Origin of the sequence: Dietzia kunjamensis (assembly GCF_045689975.1) — a bacterium.
Taxonomy (GTDB): domain Bacteria; phylum Actinomycetota; class Actinomycetes; order Mycobacteriales; family Mycobacteriaceae; genus Dietzia; species Dietzia kunjamensis.
Genome location: NZ_CP143297.1, coordinates 2,206,397 through 2,223,465, shown reverse-complemented (window position 1 = coordinate 2,223,465; position 17,069 = coordinate 2,206,397). Strand labels below are relative to the sequence as shown.

15 protein-coding genes and 1 tRNA gene are annotated in these 17,069 nt (G+C 71.5%); 8 read left to right on the top strand and 8 right to left on the bottom strand.

Going from position 1 to position 17,069, the window contains the following annotated elements:
* Positions 1–122 precede the first annotated feature (122 nt).
* Positions 123–1,928: a thiamine pyrophosphate-requiring protein gene (locus tag VZF99_RS10330; RefSeq protein WP_407334710.1), complete on the top strand. Its 1,806-nt coding sequence runs from the start codon at positions 123–125 to the stop codon at positions 1,926–1,928.
* Complete coding sequence (locus VZF99_RS10325; RefSeq protein WP_407334709.1) at positions 1,925–2,095, top strand: hypothetical protein; 171 nt, start codon at positions 1,925–1,927, stop codon at positions 2,093–2,095. Before VZF99_RS10330 ends, VZF99_RS10325 begins: the two co-directional genes overlap by 4 nt.
* Position 2,096: 1 nt before the next feature.
* On the opposite strand, the gene VZF99_RS10320 is transcribed toward VZF99_RS10325, so the two are convergent.
* A tRNA-Gln gene (locus VZF99_RS10320) sits at positions 2,097–2,168 on the bottom strand.
* A 205-nt stretch (positions 2,169–2,373) separates the two neighbouring features.
* Between VZF99_RS10320 and VZF99_RS10315 the strand changes: the two genes are divergently transcribed.
* Positions 2,374–3,045: a TetR/AcrR family transcriptional regulator gene (locus VZF99_RS10315; protein WP_067713378.1), complete on the top strand. Its 672-nt coding sequence runs from the start codon at positions 2,374–2,376 to the stop codon at positions 3,043–3,045.
* A 145-nt stretch (positions 3,046–3,190) separates the two neighbouring features.
* Here the strand turns inward: VZF99_RS10315 and VZF99_RS10310 are convergent, their stop codons facing one another.
* Positions 3,191–3,757, bottom strand: coding sequence for an HdeD family acid-resistance protein (locus VZF99_RS10310; protein WP_096907128.1), 567 nt, complete (start codon positions 3,755–3,757; stop codon positions 3,191–3,193).
* Between the two features lie 117 nt (positions 3,758–3,874).
* On the opposite strand from VZF99_RS10310, the gene VZF99_RS10305 reads away from it, so the two are divergent.
* Entirely contained in the window at positions 3,875–4,564 is a 690-nt protein-coding gene (locus tag VZF99_RS10305) for a TetR/AcrR family transcriptional regulator (protein WP_407334708.1), read from the top strand.
* 13 nt (positions 4,565–4,577) lie between these two features.
* Here the strand turns inward: VZF99_RS10305 and VZF99_RS10300 are convergent, their stop codons facing one another.
* From VZF99_RS10300 to VZF99_RS10280, 5 genes are read right to left on the bottom strand one after another with little or no spacing between them, the layout of a single operon-like run.
* Complete coding sequence (locus tag VZF99_RS10300; RefSeq protein ID WP_407334707.1) at positions 4,578–5,150, bottom strand: SAM-dependent methyltransferase; 573 nt, start codon at positions 5,148–5,150, stop codon at positions 4,578–4,580.
* Positions 5,147–5,938 carry a PIG-L deacetylase family protein gene (locus VZF99_RS10295; protein WP_106384903.1) on the bottom strand — a complete coding sequence of 264 codons (792 nt, stop codon included), beginning with the start codon at positions 5,936–5,938 and terminating at the stop codon, positions 5,147–5,149. The genes VZF99_RS10300 and VZF99_RS10295 overlap by 4 nt, the downstream gene beginning before the upstream one ends.
* A complete protein-coding gene (locus VZF99_RS10290; RefSeq protein WP_407334706.1) occupies positions 5,935–6,957 on the bottom strand; it encodes an acyl-CoA dehydrogenase family protein in 1,023 nt (340 codons plus the stop codon). Before VZF99_RS10290 ends, VZF99_RS10295 begins: the two co-directional genes overlap by 4 nt.
* 27 nt (positions 6,958–6,984) lie before the next feature.
* A complete protein-coding gene (locus VZF99_RS10285) occupies positions 6,985–7,734 on the bottom strand; it encodes a glycosyltransferase (protein ID WP_407334705.1) in 750 nt (249 codons plus the stop codon).
* Positions 7,735–7,740: 6 nt separating this feature from the next.
* On the bottom strand, positions 7,741–8,472 hold the full coding sequence (locus VZF99_RS10280) for a vitamin K epoxide reductase family protein (protein ID WP_185950247.1): 732 nt from the start codon (positions 8,470–8,472) through the stop codon (positions 7,741–7,743).
* A gap of 129 nt (positions 8,473–8,601) precedes the next feature.
* Between VZF99_RS10280 and mfd the strand changes: the two genes are divergently transcribed.
* The 4 genes from mfd (at position 8,602) to VZF99_RS10260 (ending at position 15,565) form a co-directional block, all read left to right on the top strand.
* Positions 8,602–12,276: a transcription-repair coupling factor gene (gene mfd, locus VZF99_RS10275; protein ID WP_407334703.1), complete on the top strand. Its 3,675-nt coding sequence runs from the start codon at positions 8,602–8,604 to the stop codon at positions 12,274–12,276.
* Complete coding sequence (locus tag VZF99_RS10270) at positions 12,273–13,202, top strand: MazG family protein (RefSeq protein WP_407334702.1); 930 nt, start codon at positions 12,273–12,275, stop codon at positions 13,200–13,202. Before mfd ends, VZF99_RS10270 begins: the two co-directional genes overlap by 4 nt.
* 479 nt (positions 13,203–13,681) lie before the next feature.
* Positions 13,682–15,415: a sodium:solute symporter family protein gene (locus VZF99_RS10265; protein WP_119192143.1), complete on the top strand. Its 1,734-nt coding sequence runs from the start codon at positions 13,682–13,684 to the stop codon at positions 15,413–15,415.
* 18 nt (positions 15,416–15,433) lie between these two features.
* Positions 15,434–15,565 carry a putative transporter small subunit gene (locus VZF99_RS10260; RefSeq protein WP_096907137.1) on the top strand — a complete coding sequence of 44 codons (132 nt, stop codon included), beginning with the start codon at positions 15,434–15,436 and terminating at the stop codon, positions 15,563–15,565.
* Between the two features lie 152 nt (positions 15,566–15,717).
* Here VZF99_RS10260 and VZF99_RS10255 read toward each other — a convergent pair whose 3' ends face one another.
* The gene (locus tag VZF99_RS10255; RefSeq protein WP_407334701.1) at positions 15,718–17,052 is read right to left on the bottom strand and encodes an alpha-hydroxy-acid oxidizing protein; all 1,335 of its coding nucleotides are present in this window, start codon (positions 17,050–17,052) and stop codon (positions 15,718–15,720) included.
* Between the last annotated feature and the right edge of the window lie 17 nt (positions 17,053–17,069).

The window sequence follows — 17,069 nt, the reverse complement described above, 5'->3', positions numbered from 1 at the left end:
AGGGCCACCCCACCCGTCGGACAACCGGTTCCGCGGGCCCGCGCCACCATGACCGGTGGAGGGCCGCGGGTGCGCCCCCTACGGTGGGGCCACTACGGCTGACGAGCGGAAGGGGCACGCGTATGACCACGGACAGGACGGTGGCCGACCTCGTCGTCGAACGACTGGTGGCCTGGGACGTCGAACGGATCTACGGCTACGCCGGGGACGGCAACAACCCGCTGCTCGGCGCGTTGCAGCGCGCCGAGATCGCCCCGACGTTCGGGCGGGCCCGCCACGAGGAGTCGGCGGCGTTCATGGCGGTGGCCGACGCCAAGTACTCGGGCGCGGTCGGGGTGATGACCTCCACGCAGGGCCCCGGCGCGATACACCTGCTCAACGGCCTGTACGACGCCAAACTCGACAGCGTCCCCGTGGTGGCGCTCGTCGCGCAGCAGCACACCAGCGTGCTCGGGTCGGGCTACCAGCAGGAGATCAACCTCGGCAACGTCTTCGCGGACGTGGCCGGGCCGTACCTGCAGACGGTGTCGTCGGCCGAGCAGGCGCCCATGGTGATCGACCGGGCGTTCCGCTCCGCGCTGACGCACCGGACCCCCGTCGTCGTCATCCTTCCCCACGACGTGCAGAACGCCGAGGCCCCGGAGGTGGGCGAGGACCTCGACCAGGAGCACGGGGTGGTGGTCACCGCCCCCGAATGGACCCACGGGGTCACCACCCCCCGCGACGACGACGTGGCGCGCGCCGTGGAGGTGCTCGACGCGGGGGAGCGGATCGCGATCCTGGCCGGGCGCGGCGTCGCCGGTGCGCAGGCCGAGCTGATGGAACTCGCCGAGCGCCTGGACGCCGGCGTGACGATGAGCCTGTTGGGTAAGCCCTACGTGGACGAGTCCTCGCCGTTGGTGGGCGGGACCATGGGCCATCTGGGGACGACGGCGAGCGCGCGCATCCTCCAGAACTGCGACACCCTCCTCATCGTCGGATCGAACGACCCCTGGACCGAGTTCTACCCGGAGCCCGGGCGGGCGCGGGCCGTGCAGATCGACCTGGACCCGGTGCACCTGGCCAACCGGTATCCGATCGAGGTCGGCATGGTGGGCGACGCCGCTGCCGCACTGCGAGAACTCACCGGACGCGTGGCCGACCGCGACCGCTCCGCCTGGCGCGGCGACGTGGAGAAGTGGGTGGGGCAGTGGTGGGAGATCTCCCGCATGCGCTCCGAGGTGCCGGCGCGCGGGCTGAACCCGGAGCTGGTCGCGCGACGACTGGGCGAGCGCCTGCCGCACGACGCACGTCTCGCCGTGGACGTGGGTAGCAGCGTCTACCACTACGTCCGACAGATCAGCCTGCCGACGACCGTCCCTGCGCACCTGTCGAGCACGCTCGCGTCGATGGGCTGCGGGATCCCGTACGCGATCGCCGCCAAGGCCACCGCGCCCGCCAAGCCCGTCGCGGTCCTGGCCGGCGACGGGGCCATACAGATGCTCGGGATCAACGAACTCATCACCGTCTCCGAGGCATGGCCGAGCTGGGAGGACCCGACGATGGTGATCGTGGTGCTCAATAACCGGGACCTGGCGGAGGTGAGCTGGGAGCAGCGCGAGAGCGAGGCCCAGCCGCGGTTCGCCCGGTCGCAGGACGTGCCGCCGTTCGACGTGGCCGGGTACGCCGAGCTGCTCGGGCTGCGCGGGGTGCGCGTGGACGACCCCGACCAGCTCGTGTCCGCCCTGGAGGAGGCGTTCCTCGCGGACCGGCCGACCGTGATCGACGCGATCACCGACCCGGACATGCCGTTGCTGCCGCCGTTCCCGCACGGTAGGGAGATGGCGGAGTCGATGCGTACGGGCCTGCGCGCGGAGGGTGCTGCCGGAGAGCACGCCCTCGAGCTGCTGGAGTCCTACGCCCGGATGGAAGAGGAGCGATTCACGTGACCGGAATGAACGCACCCGGGCAGCCCGGGCAGGACCCGGCCTTCCAGCCCGATGCCGAGGTGGAGAAGAAGCCGCGGCGCGCACGGCAACCGGCGTTGGCGGTGTTCGCGATCATCGCGATACTGCTGCTGGTGCTGGCCGTGGGGATCTTCGGCGGGATCTTCTGAGCTCCCCCGCCAGGACTCGAACCTGAAATGCCTGAACCAAAATCAGGAGTGTTGCCGATTACACCACGGGGGAACGGCCCGCGAACGGGCCATCACCAGTCTGGCACATGAGATCGGACCCACCGGTGCGCACCTGCGCACCGGTGGGCCTGACCCGACGTGAACAGCAGTGTTGCCGCCGGTCGGGGGGAGCGGAATTCGCGCGTGGCTATCCTCGGGGTATCAGAAAAAAGGGGTGGGGCATGACGGGCGCGGGCGTACCGACACCGAGGACCAGGATGTCCGCCGCCAAGCGGCGGCAGCAGCTGGTGGAGGTCGGCCGACGGATCTTCGCCGAGAACGGCTACGACGCCGCGACGGTGGAGGACATCGCCGCCGCGGCGGGCGTGTCCAAGCCGGTGGTCTACGAGCACTTCGGAGGCAAGGAGGGGCTCTACGCGGTCGTGTGCGACCGCGAGCTCGCCTACCTCGGCGCGGAGATCACCGAGGCGCTGCAGGGCGAGGGGTCGCGGCGGCGCATCGAGCGCGCGGCGATGGCGCTGCTGCGCTACGTCGAGGAGCGCACGGACGGCTTCCGTATTCTCGTGCGCGAATCGTCCCCCGTGGGTGGGGGCTCGTATTCGACCCTGCTCAACGACGCCACCGCCAGCGTGACCTACATCCTCGAGGAGGAGTTCGTCGCCCGCGGGTTCGACCCCATCACCACCAGTGTGTACGCGCAGGCCCTGGTCGGGATGGTCTCCGGGACCGCCCAGTGGTGGCTCGACGCCCGCACGCCGCCCAAGGAAGAGGTCGCCGCGCACATCGTCAACCTCTGTTTCAACGGCCTCTCGCATCTCGATCCCTCGCCGACGCTCGAGGTCGACGTCCTCGAGAAGTACAGCGGGCCGAGTCACCCCGGTGGCACACCGCAGGGCCGCGACATGCGCCCGGGGCCCGGAAGCCCGTAGGTGGTCGCTCCCCGTCGCGCGAGGCCGGGCACGGCACGGTCGCACGACGGACTCGGTCACCTGGCGGGGCACGGTCACGGTGCAGGAGGGCCGGGCGTCGCACTCGCGACGCCCGGCCCTTGCCGGGGGATGAGGGTGGCGCGGTTCAGGCTGCGACGGCCACCCGGCGCTCGAGCCGGTCGGAGTCGGCGCGGAGTCGGAACGCCACGGCGGCCATGACCGCGCCGACGGCGAGACCGAACCAGCCGGCGAAGGTGACGAACGTGTCTACCGCTGCGGGGCCCACGACGCCCAGCCCGAGTCCCACCACCGCCAGGACCACGCCGAGCGTCACCATGACCCACGAGTCGGGGATCTCGGAGCGCAGGGTCTGGGCTCCGTAGGCGACGAGGGCGCCGGAGGCCACCAGCCAGGCGGCGAACAGCAGGATCAACGCGGTGGTCGAGATGCCGGGCCAGAACAGGACGACCAGCCCGAGAATCATGAATCCGGCGCCGGCGAGGATGAGGCCACCGCGGCCGGGGGTCCGTTCCGGAAGTGCCACTCCGGTCGTCATGGTCATGGCGCCGTCACCGATGGCGAAGGCCGCCACGAGGAACACCGCGAGCGTCATGCCCGTGGTGGGGGAGGCCAGTGCGGTCGCGCCCAGGGCGATCGCCAGTGCTCCGCGGATGAGTTGGACCCACCAGTTCCGGGTCAGTGATTCGATCATTTCTCCACCTTTCCTGCGCTGGCGTCTGCCGTCGCGCGGTACTGTAGTGATCACTACAGTAAGTCTGATCCGGGGCGATTCGCAATGAGTCGCCGGACACAGGGAGCGGGGGAGCGGATGGCGGGGAAGCCAACGGGGTCCACTGGCAGGCGCACCCGTGCCAAGGGCCGGGAGTCCCGGCGCCGGATCATCGAGGCGGCCGCCGAGGTGGCCGGTGAACGCGGGTATGAGGGGACCTCGATCGCGCAGGTCAGTAAGGCGAGCGGGCTCCCGGCGAGCTCGATCTACTGGCATTTCGCGGACAAGGACGCACTGCTGGCGGCTGTTGTCGAGGAGAGCGTCGAGTTGTGGCTGGGCCAGGTCACCCGCGGGGAGGGCGAAGCCCTGCGGGAGCGCGTGACCGCCTTCTGTCTGGGCGTGGCCCGGACGTTCCGCGAATCCCCGGACTTCCTCCGGCTGGGCCTGATGCTGGCGCTGGAGCAGCGTCCCGTGGAGCCGGCCGCCCGGGGAATCTATCTGCGTCTGCGCGGGGACGCCCTGGAGCGCATCGCGGCGGAGTTCCGGCGGGTCCGTCCGCGGCTACCCGAGGCGGATGCCCGGGTGCTCGCCACCTATGCCCTCGCAGGAGGCGACGGGATTTTCCTCGCGTCCCTGTCCGGGGACGCCGACGTCACGGAGTTGTTCCGGCTACACACCGAGGCGATCGTGCACCTCGTCTCTCGAGCCGAGGCGGAGGCGGAGGCGTCGGCGTCCGAGTCGGCTTCGAAACCGCAGCCGGAGTCGACGCCGGAGACGCAGGCGGACTAGTTGCAGCCGGCCATCAGGTGCGACGGAAGACCTCGAGGACGAAACCCTCCTCGCGGTGGTGGACGAGCCGCGTGAGGTCGACGCGGCGTGCGAGTGCGGCGTGGACGTCCTCGCCGTGGCAGGCGTGGTCGCCCGACCGCCCCAGCCAGTGGCAGGCCGCGACGGTCCCGCCGGGTTCGGCCAGCCGCAGCAGCGCCGTGAGTAGGTCGTCGAGCCCGTCGACCGGCGTGTAGTAGAGGAACTCCGAGAGCACCAACAGGTCGCAGGACCGCCCGGGCCACGGGTCCAACGCGTCGGCGGTGCGCACGTGCACGTGGTCCAACCCCGCGCGGTCGATGCGCGCACGAGCCTGCCCGGCGGCGGTGTCGACGACGTCCACCGCGTGCACCTCGTCGCACCGCCCGGCGAGCATCTCGGTGAGCACCCCCACCGAGCAGGCGGGCTCGAAGCACACGCGGTACCGCTGTTCGGGGAGAGAGGCGACGAGGAGCCCGTAGCGCCGCAGTTCGTACCACGAGCCGGCGAAGTCCCAGGGGTCTGCCGACCCGGAGTACATCTCCTCGAAGTAGTGGCCCGGGGTGCTCACCAGAACACCGTCTCGGAGCGCGTGACCAGGCGGTCGAGGATCCAGTCGGGCAGGATCGCCTCGTCCCCCGGCCGATCGGACAGCGGAGCGACCTGGGTGACGAACTCCGCGACGGCAGCGTGCTTGGCGGCGAGTTCGGCGTCGGTGAGCACGACGCGGCGCCGCCGGTTCCAGGGCACGCGCCGATCGCCGGGCTCGGCCCAGTGCCAGGTCCACACCGGGTACTCCGCCAGGCGCGCTCCGGTGGCGGCGCAGGCCCGGGCGGCCGCGCGTCCGGAGGCCTCGTGATCGGGGTGGCCGTCTCCGCGCCACGTGCTGAGCACCACGCAGTCCTCGCCGGGGACGTCACCGATCGCCTCGGCGATCGCGTCGGCCAGACGCGTCTCGTGCCCGCGGACCCCGCCGTCTGGCAGTCCGGCCCGCACCGGCTCGGGAAGGCCCAGGGCCGCGCAGGCGCGTCGGCTCTCGGAGATCCGCAGCGCGGCGAGCCGCGCGGGCGTCACCGTGGGGGAGTCGGGGTGCGAGGCGTCGCCGTCGGTGACGGCCACGATCACCACCTCCACCCCGGCTGCGGCGAACCGGGCGGCGGTGACGCCCACGCCGAGGATCTCGTCGTCGGGATGCGGCGCGACCACGACCACCCGCCGGACCCCGGACGGTACGGTCAGCTCCGGGTCGGCGGCACGCCCGCCGAACCAGGCGTCCCAGGCGGCGTGGGGAGTGCCGCGGTCGTCGAGCCCGATGCCGGTCCAGTGGGTGGAACCGCCCTCGGCGGGATCGGTGGTCATCGCGCCCACCCGCCGTGGGTGCGGGCGGTGGCGCCCAGCCCGGCGAGGTCACGCTCGGCGTGGAACTGCCGGATGTACACCTCGGCGTCGAGGACGTTCTGCCCGTGGCGCGGGTCCATCGCGAGCGGTCCCGGGCCGAGCGCCCGGCCGACGCGTCGGATGGTCTCGTCCACCGCGGCCTCGACCATCGCCCGCACGCGCACGGCCCGGTGGCGCGCGACGGTGAGGTCGGCGCCGGGTCCGTCGCGATCGACTTCCGCGGCGGCGGCGTCCAGCGCCCACGACGCCCCTCCCAGGGCCACGTCCACGGCGCCGAGGTGGGCCAGCGCGTGGGGGTCGACGTCGGGCCGGGTCGCCCGCGCGATCAGGGGCCGGGCCACGGCGATCCCGGCGCCCAGCCAGCAGGCGGCAACCCCGATCCCACCGTGCCAGAACCCGGCCCGCTCGAGGTAGGAGCGGTGGTCCCCGACGGAGCGGGCCGGCACGTCGGTGAATTCGACGGAGGTGGTGCGGCTGCCCGCCATCCCCGGGTGCGCCCAGCCGTCCGCCCGGGGCGCGACACCGGGCTGGCGCAGGTCGACGGCGAAGAGGCGCGGCTCGTCGTCGTCGAACGCGGTGACCAGGGCGTGCGTGCACACGTCGCCGCCGGAGCACCAGGCCTTGACCCCGTCGAGTACCCACCGGCTGCCCGAGCCCCCGCCCGAGCCCCCGCCCACGCGCCGGGCGCGGAGCACGGGCATCGGCGGTTCGGCAGCCCACACGCCCCACAGTTCGTCGCGCCCCACGCGGGTGCCGGAGATCTCGGCGAGGATCGCGTCGGCGTCGGCGTGGGCCTCGACCAGGCGGCCGGCGGAGACGTCCCGGGTGCACATCGCGGTGAGCTCGGACCATCTCGTGCGGGTGTCGCCGCGGGCGGGCAGGGGCAGGTCGGCGCGGCCGGCGCGGACCCATTCGCGGGCCAGGTCGGCGGACGAAGCGGCGTCCGAGGAGTCGCCGGGGGGCACGTCAGTGTTGCTCACGGGGCCTCCTTGCTCGCGGACACGCGGTCATGACGCGGTGGTCCCTGCGCTGGCGGCGCGTTCGGTGGCGGCGCGTTCGGTGGCGGCGCATTCCGTGGCGGCGAGGTGACCGGCGAAGCCACCGGGAGCGCGCGCGGTCCGGCGGGCCGAGGTCATCACCGGCGCGGCGGTGGACCACGTGACCATCAGCCCGGCCGCCTGCGCGCGCCGGACCAGCTGGACGTCCTCGTGCACGGGGAGCGGGTCGAAGCCGCCGAGCTGCCGGTAGGCGCGGGCGGAGATGCCGATGTTGGCGCCGTGGATGTGCCGGTGGCCGGGACCCGGGTGGTAGCCCTCGAGGTAGCTCAGCCGGGTGGCGGGGGTCCAGTCCGACCAGTCGTCGACCGCGATCAGGCCCGCCACCACGTCGGCGCCGGAGCGGGCGACCGCCAGCTGGTCGGTGAGCCACGTGCGGGGCACGCGGGAGTCGGCGTCGGTGGTCGCGTACCAGCGCCGCGAGGGGGACGGCACGGAGCCGGGCGACGACGATGAGGGCCGCCGCAGCGAGTCGAAACCGCGCGCGCGGGCGATGCCGACGTTGCGGGCGCTCGTCCGCACGAGGCGGGCCCGCCCCCGCGCGATCTCCTCGGTGGCATCGCGGCAGGAGTCCAGCACGACCGTCACGGTCACCGGGACCGGGGTGGCGGCGATGCAGTCCTCGAGCGCGTCGAGGCAGCCCGCCAGCAGGTCCTGCTCATCGTGGGCGGGGATCACGACATCGACCCCGGTGTACTCCACGGCCGGTCAGAGGTTGGCGAAGAAGTCGGCCCAGTAGAAGTCCCAGAACGCCCACAGGATGACCCCGGCCACCGCGAGGTACCAGACCACCACGGGCACCAGGTGCCACCGCTGCAGTGCGCGCACCCACCGCGCCCGGGTGAGCTTGGCCAGCACGTGCAGCAGCGTGTACCAGAACATGGGGATGGTGGCCGCCCACACGACCATGCACCACGGGCACAGGACCTGGATCTGGAAGATCGACTGGTAGGCCAACCAGTGGACGAATCCGGCGGCGAACGTCAGCCCGAGCAGCGCGCCCACCCAGTACCAGCGCGGGAACCGCACCCCCGTGGCGGCGGCGACGCCGATCGCGATCACGATGCCGAAACCGATCAGCCCGATGAACGGGTTGGGGAACCCGAACGCCGCCCCCTGCTCGGAGTTGATGACGCTCTTGCAGCTCATGAGTATGGAGAAGTTGCACGCCGGCGTGTAGTCCGGGTTCTCCAGCAGCCGGATCTTGTCCAGGCTGAGCTGGAACGACGCGACCAGCGCGAGGGCCGAGCCGAGGGTGAGGAGCACGCCGATCCACCGGTCGGTGAACACGCGCGCGCCGATCGTGTCGTGGGCGGCGTCGTCGGCGGTGGCCGGGGCGGGGGAGATCGTCACCGGGCCGGCGGGGGCGCCCTGGGTGTCGCCGTGCCCGGGGTCGACGGGCCGGGGGTCGACGTGCTCGGCGTCTGTGGTCTCGCGCATACGCACAGGCTACCGGGGCGGGTGCGCGGTTAGAGTGGTGGATCTGCGGCCCTTCAGGTGTGCGTCCCACCACCCGTGCGACCCGCACACCCCCGCTCGACGAACCCCCTACCCGGAGGATCCACACGCGTGACCACCACCGCCACCGCCACCACTCCCACGGCCGCCGCACTGTCCGGTCTGGCGGGTGCGGTCCTGGCCAACCCGGCGCTGGCCGACCTGCGCGACGGTCTGGACCGCGACGCGGCGGTGGTCCGCGCGCCCGAGGCGCTGCGGCCGTTCCTCGTCGCCGCCGTGGCGCAGCGCGCCCCCTTGTTGGTGGTGACGGCCACGGAGCGCGAGTGTGAGGAACTGGCCGACGAGCTGTCGGGGCTGTACGACGACGAGGTCGCGCAGTTCCCGAGCTGGGAGACGTTGCCGCACGAGCGTCTCTCGCCGGCGGCGGACACGATCGGTCGCCGGCTCGAGGTGCTGAACTCGGTGTTGTCGGGGCGGCCCCCGGGGATCGTCGTGGCGGCGGCGCGGTCGGTGGTGCAGCCGATCTCACCCGGCGCGGCCCGCCGGGAGCCGGTGCGCCTGGTCAAGGGCGCCGAGCTGGACCCCACCGACCTCATGGTTCGGCTGGCCGAGTTCGCGTACCTGCGTGAGGACATGGTCGCTCGGCGCGGGGACGTGGCGGTGCGCGGCGGCATCGTGGACGTCTTCCCGACCACCGCGGACCACCCGCTGCGCATCGAGTTCGACGGCGACACGATCGCCGAGATCCGTGAGTTCTCCGTGGCCGACCAGCGCTCCCTGCCCGACGGCGAGGTGGAGTCCGCGGTGCTGTTCCCGTGCCGCGAGCTCCTGCTCGACGACGCCGTGCGGGCCAGAGCGGGGGAGCTGGCCGCCGAGCACCGCGCCAACCCGACGCTCGCCGAGCTGCTGGACTCGCTGGCCGAGGGCATCCCGCGAGACGGCATGGAGGCCCTGACCTCGGTGCTCGTGCCGGAGGACATGACGACCCTGCCGATGCTCATGCCCGCCGACACACGGGTGGTGGTGTGCGATCCGGACAAGGTCCGCCGCCGCGCCGCCGACCTCGCCTCCGCCGGTCGGGAGTTCCTCGAGGCCTCGTGGACCGCGGCCACCATGGGCGGCGACGCCCCCGTGGACAGCGAGACGCTGGACCTGTCCGGGTCGGGCTACCGCACCTTCTCCGCCGTCCGCTCCGAGGCCACCGAGGCGGGCCGCGCGTGGTGGCAGCTCGTCCCGCCCGGGTTCCTCACCGATCCCGAGGACGGCGCGGTCATCACCGTCCCCGCCGGCGACCCGCCCGCCCCGCGCGGCAAGGACTCCGAGATGGAGGCCATGTTCGTCCGGCTCCGCGCGCTCGTCGGCGGCGGCGGCCGGGCCGCGATGGTCGTGCCCGGTCACGGCACCGTCGCCCGCATCCTGGAACGCCTGTCCGAGGCCGAGGTCCCCGCCACGGCCGCGACGGCGGGATCCGAGCCCGCCTCCGGACTCGTGTCGGTCTACGAGGCTGTGCTGCACGGCGGGTTCTCGCTCACCACCGGCGCTGGCGCCGCCGGGGTGGCCGATGACCTCGTCGTCGTCTCCGAAACGGACCTCACCGGCAACCGCCTCGGCTCCACCACCCGCCCCAAGGCCCGCCACTCCAAGCGCCGCAACCAGGTCGACCCGCTGGCACTGAAGGCCGGCGACTGGGTGGTGCACGACCAGCACGGCATCGGCAAGTTCGTGGAGATGGTCGAGCGGCAGGTGCGCGGTGGCGACGGCTCCTCACGGCGCGAATACCTGGTCATCGAGTACGCGCCCGGCAAGCGCGGCGCGGCCGGTGACCGCCTCTACGTGCCGATGGAGTCGCTCGGGCAGCTCAGCCGCTACGTCGGCGGCGAGGCCCCGACGCTGTCCAAGATGGGCGGCGCCGACTGGCAGAACACCAAGCGCAAGGCCCGCAAGGCCGTCCGCGAGATCGCGACCGAGCTGGTCCAGCTGTACGCCAAGCGGCAGTCCGCGCCCGGGCGCGCCTTCGGCCCCGACACCCCGTGGCAGCGCGAGATGGAGGACGCGTTCCCCTTCACCGAGACCGTCGACCAGCTCACGGCGATCGAGGACGTCAAGGGCGACATGGAGAAGACCGCGCCCATGGACCGCGTGGTGGTGGGCGACGTCGGGTACGGCAAGACCGAGGTCGCCGTGCGCGCCGCGTTCAAGGCCGTGCAGGACGGCACCCAGGTCGCGGTGCTCGTGCCGACCACCCTGCTCGCGCAGCAGCACCTGGCCACCTTCGCCGAGCGTATGACCGGCTTCCCCGTCACCATCAGGGGGCTCAGCCGCTTCACCTCCGACGCCGAGGCCAAGAAGATCCTCGCCGGGTTGGCGGACGGGACAGTGGACGTGGTGATCGGGACGCACCGGCTGCTCGCCACGGGCGTGCGGTGGAAGAACCTCGGCCTGGTGATCGTGGACGAGGAGCAGCGCTTCGGCGTGGAGCACAAGGAGCACATCACCTCCCTGCGCACCCACGTCGACGTGCTCACCATGTCCGCCACGCCCATCCCTCGCACGCTCGAGATGTCGCTGGCGGGCATCCGCGAGATGAGCCAGATCCTCACCCCGCCCGAAGAGCGGCTGCCCGTGCTGACGTATGTGGGCGCGTACTCGGACAAGCACGTCGCCGCCGCCATCCGGCGCGAACTGTTGCGCGAGGGGCAGATCTTCTACGTCCACAACCGCGTGCGGACCATCGACTCCACCGCCGCGAAGATCCGCGACCTGGTGCCCGAGGCGCGCGTCGTGGTGGCGCACGGGCAGATGGGGGAGGAGCAGCTCGAGCAGACGGTCGGCGGGTTCTGGAACCGCGACTACGACGTGCTGGTGTGTACGACCATCGTCGAGACCGGCCTGGACATCTCCAACGCCAACACGCTCATCGTGGACCGTTCCGACCAGCTGGGCCTGTCGCAGATGCACCAGCTGCGAGGCCGCGTGGGCCGGTCACGTGAGCGTGGGTACGCCTACTTCCTGTACGACCCGGAGAAGCCGCTCACCGAGACCGCGTACGACCGGCTCGCGACGATCGCGCAGAACAACGACCTCGGCGCCGGCATGGCCGTGGCGATGAAGGACCTCGAGCTGCGCGGCGCCGGCAACGTTCTGGGCGCGGAGCAGTCGGGTCACATCGCGGGCGTCGGGTTCGACCTCTACATCCGTCTCGTGGGCGAGGCGGTGGAGGCCTACCGCGCGATCGCCGACGGGGAGAAGGTCGAGGTCGAGGAGGAGGTCGGCGAGATCCGCATCGAGCTGCCCGTCGACGCGTACATCCCCGTGGAGTACGTCGACGGCGACCGGCTCCGGCTCGAGGCGTACCGCAAGCTGTCGCAGGCGCGGGAGGCCGCCGATATCGACGCGGTGGTCGAGGAGCTGCTCGACCGCTACGGGCCGCTTCCCGCCGAGGCCCGCCGCGTGGTCTCGGTTTCGCGGCTGCGACTGGTCGCGCAGAAGTACCGGGTCCGCGAGATCGTCCTGGCCGGATCGCGCCTGCGCGTGGGCCCGCTCGACCTGCTGGACTCGCAGCAGATGCGGCTCAAGCGCATGTACCCGGCCGCGCAGTACCGGGCCACGCAGAAGACCGTGCTGCTCCCGCTGCCCAAGGCCGCAGGCGCGCGTGCGGGTGCCGGCGGCGAGAAGGCGCGCGACGACGAGATGCTGCAGTACGCCGCCGACTTCCTCACCGCGATGGCCGGGGATCCGGAGGGGTCGAACCCGGTGATCCAGCCGGAGACGGCGCCCGCGCGATGAGCCCGGACGGCGGGCGGCCCGCCTCCGACGCGGACCCCGGCGGCGGGGGCGGGCACGGAAGCCCCGGCGGCGCCCGCGGCCCCAGTGGCCCCAGCGGCCCCGGCGGCGCCCGCGATCCCCGCCGAGAAGAGGATTTCGCACGAGTCCACTCGACCGATACGAGCGAAACCCTCTTCTCGACGGGCGCCGGGGACCGGCTGGCCGAAGCCGTCGAGGTGATGGCCCGCATCCGCCGCGACGGCGAGTGGGAGTCCGCCCAGACCCACGCCTCCCTCCTGCCGTATCTGCTCGAGGAGTCGTGGGAGCTGGTCGACGCAGTGGCGGACGGCGACCGCGACGAGCTGGTCTCGGAGCTCGGCGACCTGCTGCTCCAGGTGCTGTTCCATGCCGCGATCGGGGCCGAGCGGGACGAGTCGCCGTTCGACGTGCAGGACGTGGCCGGGGCGTTGCTCGACAAGCTCCGACGCCGGGCGCCGTACTGGTTCACCGACGGGCCCGGTCGCGGGCCTGGGGCCCTCGATGCCGCCGAGCAGGACCGACTGTGGCAGGAGGCCAAAGCCGCCGAGCGCGCCGGTCGCCCACCGCGCGGTGTGGTCGAGGGAATCTCCTGGGACATGCCCGCACTGGCACTGGGGCAGAAGGTTCTCGAGCGCGCCCGGTCGGCCGGGATCCCCGACGATCTCGTGCCCGATCGGATGCGGGTCGTCCACGTCGGTGCCGGGGGGTTGTTCCACGCCGCCGCCCACGACACCGACGAGGCCTCCGACGCCGACGGCTCCGGCTCAGCGGAGGTCGAGTACCGACGGGTGGTCCGCGAGTTCGCCGAGACCGTCAGGGCCGCGGAGTCGCGGCTGCCCGTGCCCGCGGCCGAGGCCGGCGCGGATGAGTGGCGTGCCGCGTGGCACCGCCGCACCGACCGGCACTGATTCACACCTCGGGAACACCCGCCTCCCGCACGCCGCCGACCAGCCCGCCGCCGACCCGCCCACGGGTGCGCCCGGCCGAGGGGTGGTCCTCGCAGTCACCTGCTGAGGGATGTGAGCCCACTCTTAAATCGACGGCGCTCGGTTCGCGGAGCGCCCACTCGCCGGGGTCGACCGCTGCCGCTTGATCTTGGGCCGTTGGCGCAGGCAGGACCCGCAATGTTTGCATCCGTCCGCAACTTTCTGGGGTCGGTGATCTGGCAACGTTCATCCACAACATTCCCTGAGCATCGGCCTCGGCACCGAGGTCCGTTTGGGGTTTTCCTCCATCCCGTGACCGGGTCGCAGGCCGTCGAACGGTGGGGAGCGGGCTCCATTTTGGACCTCTCGACAACGCCTCTCACCTTGGCGATTCTCAGTTTCCCGTCAGGGTTCTCTATGCTGGGCCCGTTGTTCTGACAATAAAAGAGAGAAAGGCAGATATGGATTTGCTCGGCTCTCCCGCGCTGAGTGCGACTGCGCTTGTATTGCTACTGCTGCTGTTCTACGGCGGCACCATGGTCATGTCCATGCGGATCGCGCGCAAGGACGAGAACGCTGACAACTACATGACGGCCGGTCACCGGATCGGATTCGGCATCTCGGCGGCGTCGATGACGGCCACCTGGATCTGGGCCTCGTCGATGTACGCCTCGGTCAACTCCGGCTACCTCTACGGTGTGTCGGGACCGATCCACTACGGGCTCTGGGGTGCCCTGATGATCCTGTTCATCTACCCCTTCGGTCGACGCATCCGTAAGGTCGCGCCCCAGGCTCACACCCTGGCCGAGGTCATGTTCGCGCGCCACGGGCGCTCCTCCCAGCTGATGCTGGCCGGCTCCAACATCCTGGGCTCGGTCATCTCGCTGACGTCGAACTTCATCGCCGGTGGCGCCCTGATCGCCATGCTCAGCCCGTTCAGCTTCATGCAGGGCATCATCGTGATCGCCGCCGGTGTGCTGCTCTACACACTGTGGTCCGGCTTCCGCGCCTCGGTGCTCACGGACTTCGCCCAGGTGCTGGCCATGCTCGGCGCGGTCATCATCATCGTGCCGTCGATGTTCTTCTTCCTCGGCGGTGTCGAGGTGTTCTCGAGCGGTGCGGCCAACCTGACCCCGCAGCAGAGCAACTTCTTCTCCTCGGACGCGTTCCTCAACCAGGGCGCGCCCTACATCGCGGCCGTGCTGGCTTACGCGATCGGCAACCAGACCATCGCCCAGCGCCTGTTCGCGGTGCGCGAGGACCTGATCAAGCCGACCTTCATCACGGCGACGATCGGCTACGGCGCCACGATCATCGGCATCGGCATGGTGGGCGTGCTCGCCCTGTACGCGGGTATCGATCCCGTGGACGGCGACCCCAACAACATCCTGCCGCAGGTGGCCGCTGAGTACCTGCCGGGCGTCCTGGTCGCGGTGTTCTTCATCATGATCATCGGGTCGCTCTCGTCGACCGCGGACTCCGACCTGTCGGCCATGTCGTCGATCGCCATGACCGACGTCTACGGACAGAGCCTGCGCAGCAAGGGCAAGGTCCCCAATCCGCGCACGATGCTCATCGTGGGCCGGCTCACGATGGTCCTCGCCACCGCTGCGGCCCTGGTGTTCGCCAACATCCGGTTCAACATTTTGGACCTGCTGGTCTTCGTGGGTGCTCTGTGGGGTGCCCTGGTGTTCCCGGTGATCGCGAGCTTCTACTGGAAGAAGGTCACCAACATGGCCTTCACCGTGTCCGTGCTCGCGGCGCTCGCGGTGTTCCTGCCGACTCGTTTCGGTGCCATCCCGGACAGCGGCGTGCTCGCGTACGGCATCGAGGCGCTGGCGGTGGTCGGCGTGGGCGTGGTGCTCGGGCTGATGGTCTTCGGGTTCTTCGGCCTGCGCCCGGCGCTGGTCGTCGGCGCGATAGCAGCCCTGGGCAGTGCGCCGTTCATCTTCGGCTTCCTGCGTGACTACGACACCCTGACCGCCTCGCTCGTGGCGTACGCGGTGAGCACGATCGTCTGTGCCGCGATGTCCTTCCGTAGCTCGATGGACTTCGACTTCGCCAAGATCGCCGCCCGCACCGCCGACTACGACACGGCGGAGTCGGCGGAGGCCCTTGAGGCGCAGTCCGACGACGACGGCCGCGACCAGAACGTCCGAACCGATGACGACGACGACGACCTCGTCCGCGTCTAGGAAGGAAGGCAGCTGACAATGACACCGATCCTTCTCACGATCTACGTCCTGATCTGGCCCGTCATCGTGGCCGGCGTTCTCGCCGTCCTCGTTCGTGGCTTCGTCAAGGAGGCCGCCGAGGCCAGGCGCGAAGGCGACCCGATCATCTAGGTCGGCACAGAGCTGGCACGTTGCAGAGCTGGCCAGCCACAGAGCTGGCCCGTTGCAGAGCAGAGCCCCCGGTTGGCAGTCGCCTACCGGGGTCTCTTCTCATGCTTGAACCCGGACCACGCCGAGAGCGAGCCTTGGACCGGGCGCGAGTCTCAGGCCAGGAGCGCGGCGTCGACCTCGTCCCACGAGCTGGCGCCGCTCAGCGACATGGTGAGGTCGATCTCGGCGAGCAGGTTGTCGAGCACCTCGCCGACGCCGTGTTCGCCGGCGATGGCCAGGCCGTAGACGTGGGGCCGGCCGATCGTCACCGCGTTCGCGCCGCACGCCATGGCCTTGACGACGTCGGTGCCGTTGCGGATGCCGGAGTCGAGCAGCAGTGTCGGCTCCGGGCCGACCGCCTCGCGGATCGCCACGAGGGCGTCGAGGGTGCCGATCGACCCGTCGACCTGGCGACCGCCGTGGTTGGACACCATGACCGCGTCGACACCGGCATCGAACGCCTGCCGGGCGTCGTCGGGGTGCAGGACGCCCTTGAGGACGATCGGCAGCCTCGTCCGGTCCCGCAGGGTCGCCAGGTGGTCCCAGCTCAGTGCCGGGTTGGAGAACGTGTCGAGGAACGTCTGCACGGCGGCGCGGGTCTCGGGGGCGCGCAGGTTCTCCCGCGTCGAGCCCGGGTGGTTGCGCGCCATCTCGAGCAGCGTCAGCGCCGCCTGCGGGGTGACCTTGACGGCAGCGGCATCGGCATCGGCGTCCGCGTCCGCACCCGCCGCGGCCTCGCGGTCGACCCGCTCGGCGACCAACTGCCGGAAGCGCGGGTCCGAGGTGTACTGCGCTATCCCGACGCCGCGGGTGAACGGCAGCGAACCGAGGTCGAGGTCCCACGGCCGCCAGCCCAGCGTGGTGGTGTCGAGGGTGACGACCAGGGCGCCGGCGTCGATCGCCTCGGCGCGGGCGATGAAGCTGTCGACCAGCTGCTCGTCGCTGCTCCAGTACAGCTGGAACCAGCGGGGGCTGTCCTGCATCGCGGCGGCCGTCGCCTCCATGGGCGAGGAGCCCTGCGAGGAGAAGATGTACGGCAGTCCGCGCCGGGCGGCGGCCCGGCCGACCATGACGTCGGCGTCGCGACGAATGAGTCCGGCGGCGCCGATCGGGGCCACCAGGACGGGCGCGGGGAGCGTCTGCCCGAGCACCGTGGTGGAGATGTCGCGCCGGGAGGTGTTGCGGAGCATGCGCGGCACCAGTCGCCGGCGGTCGAAGGCCTCGCGGTTGGCGGCCATCGTCTGCCCCGAGCCGGCGCCTCCGTAGACGTAGGCCCAGGCCTTTTTGCCGCCGGGCCGCCGCAGGAGCGCGCGGCGGGCGGCGGTTTCGAGCTTCTCGGCGCCGGTCGGTACCGCGGGGGTGATCCCGGAGACGCCGGAGCGGTAGATGATGTTCTGGCGCGCGCGGCCGAGGGTGTCTGTGATGGGGGTCACGAAGTCTGCCGTCATAGCCGTGAGCGTACTGA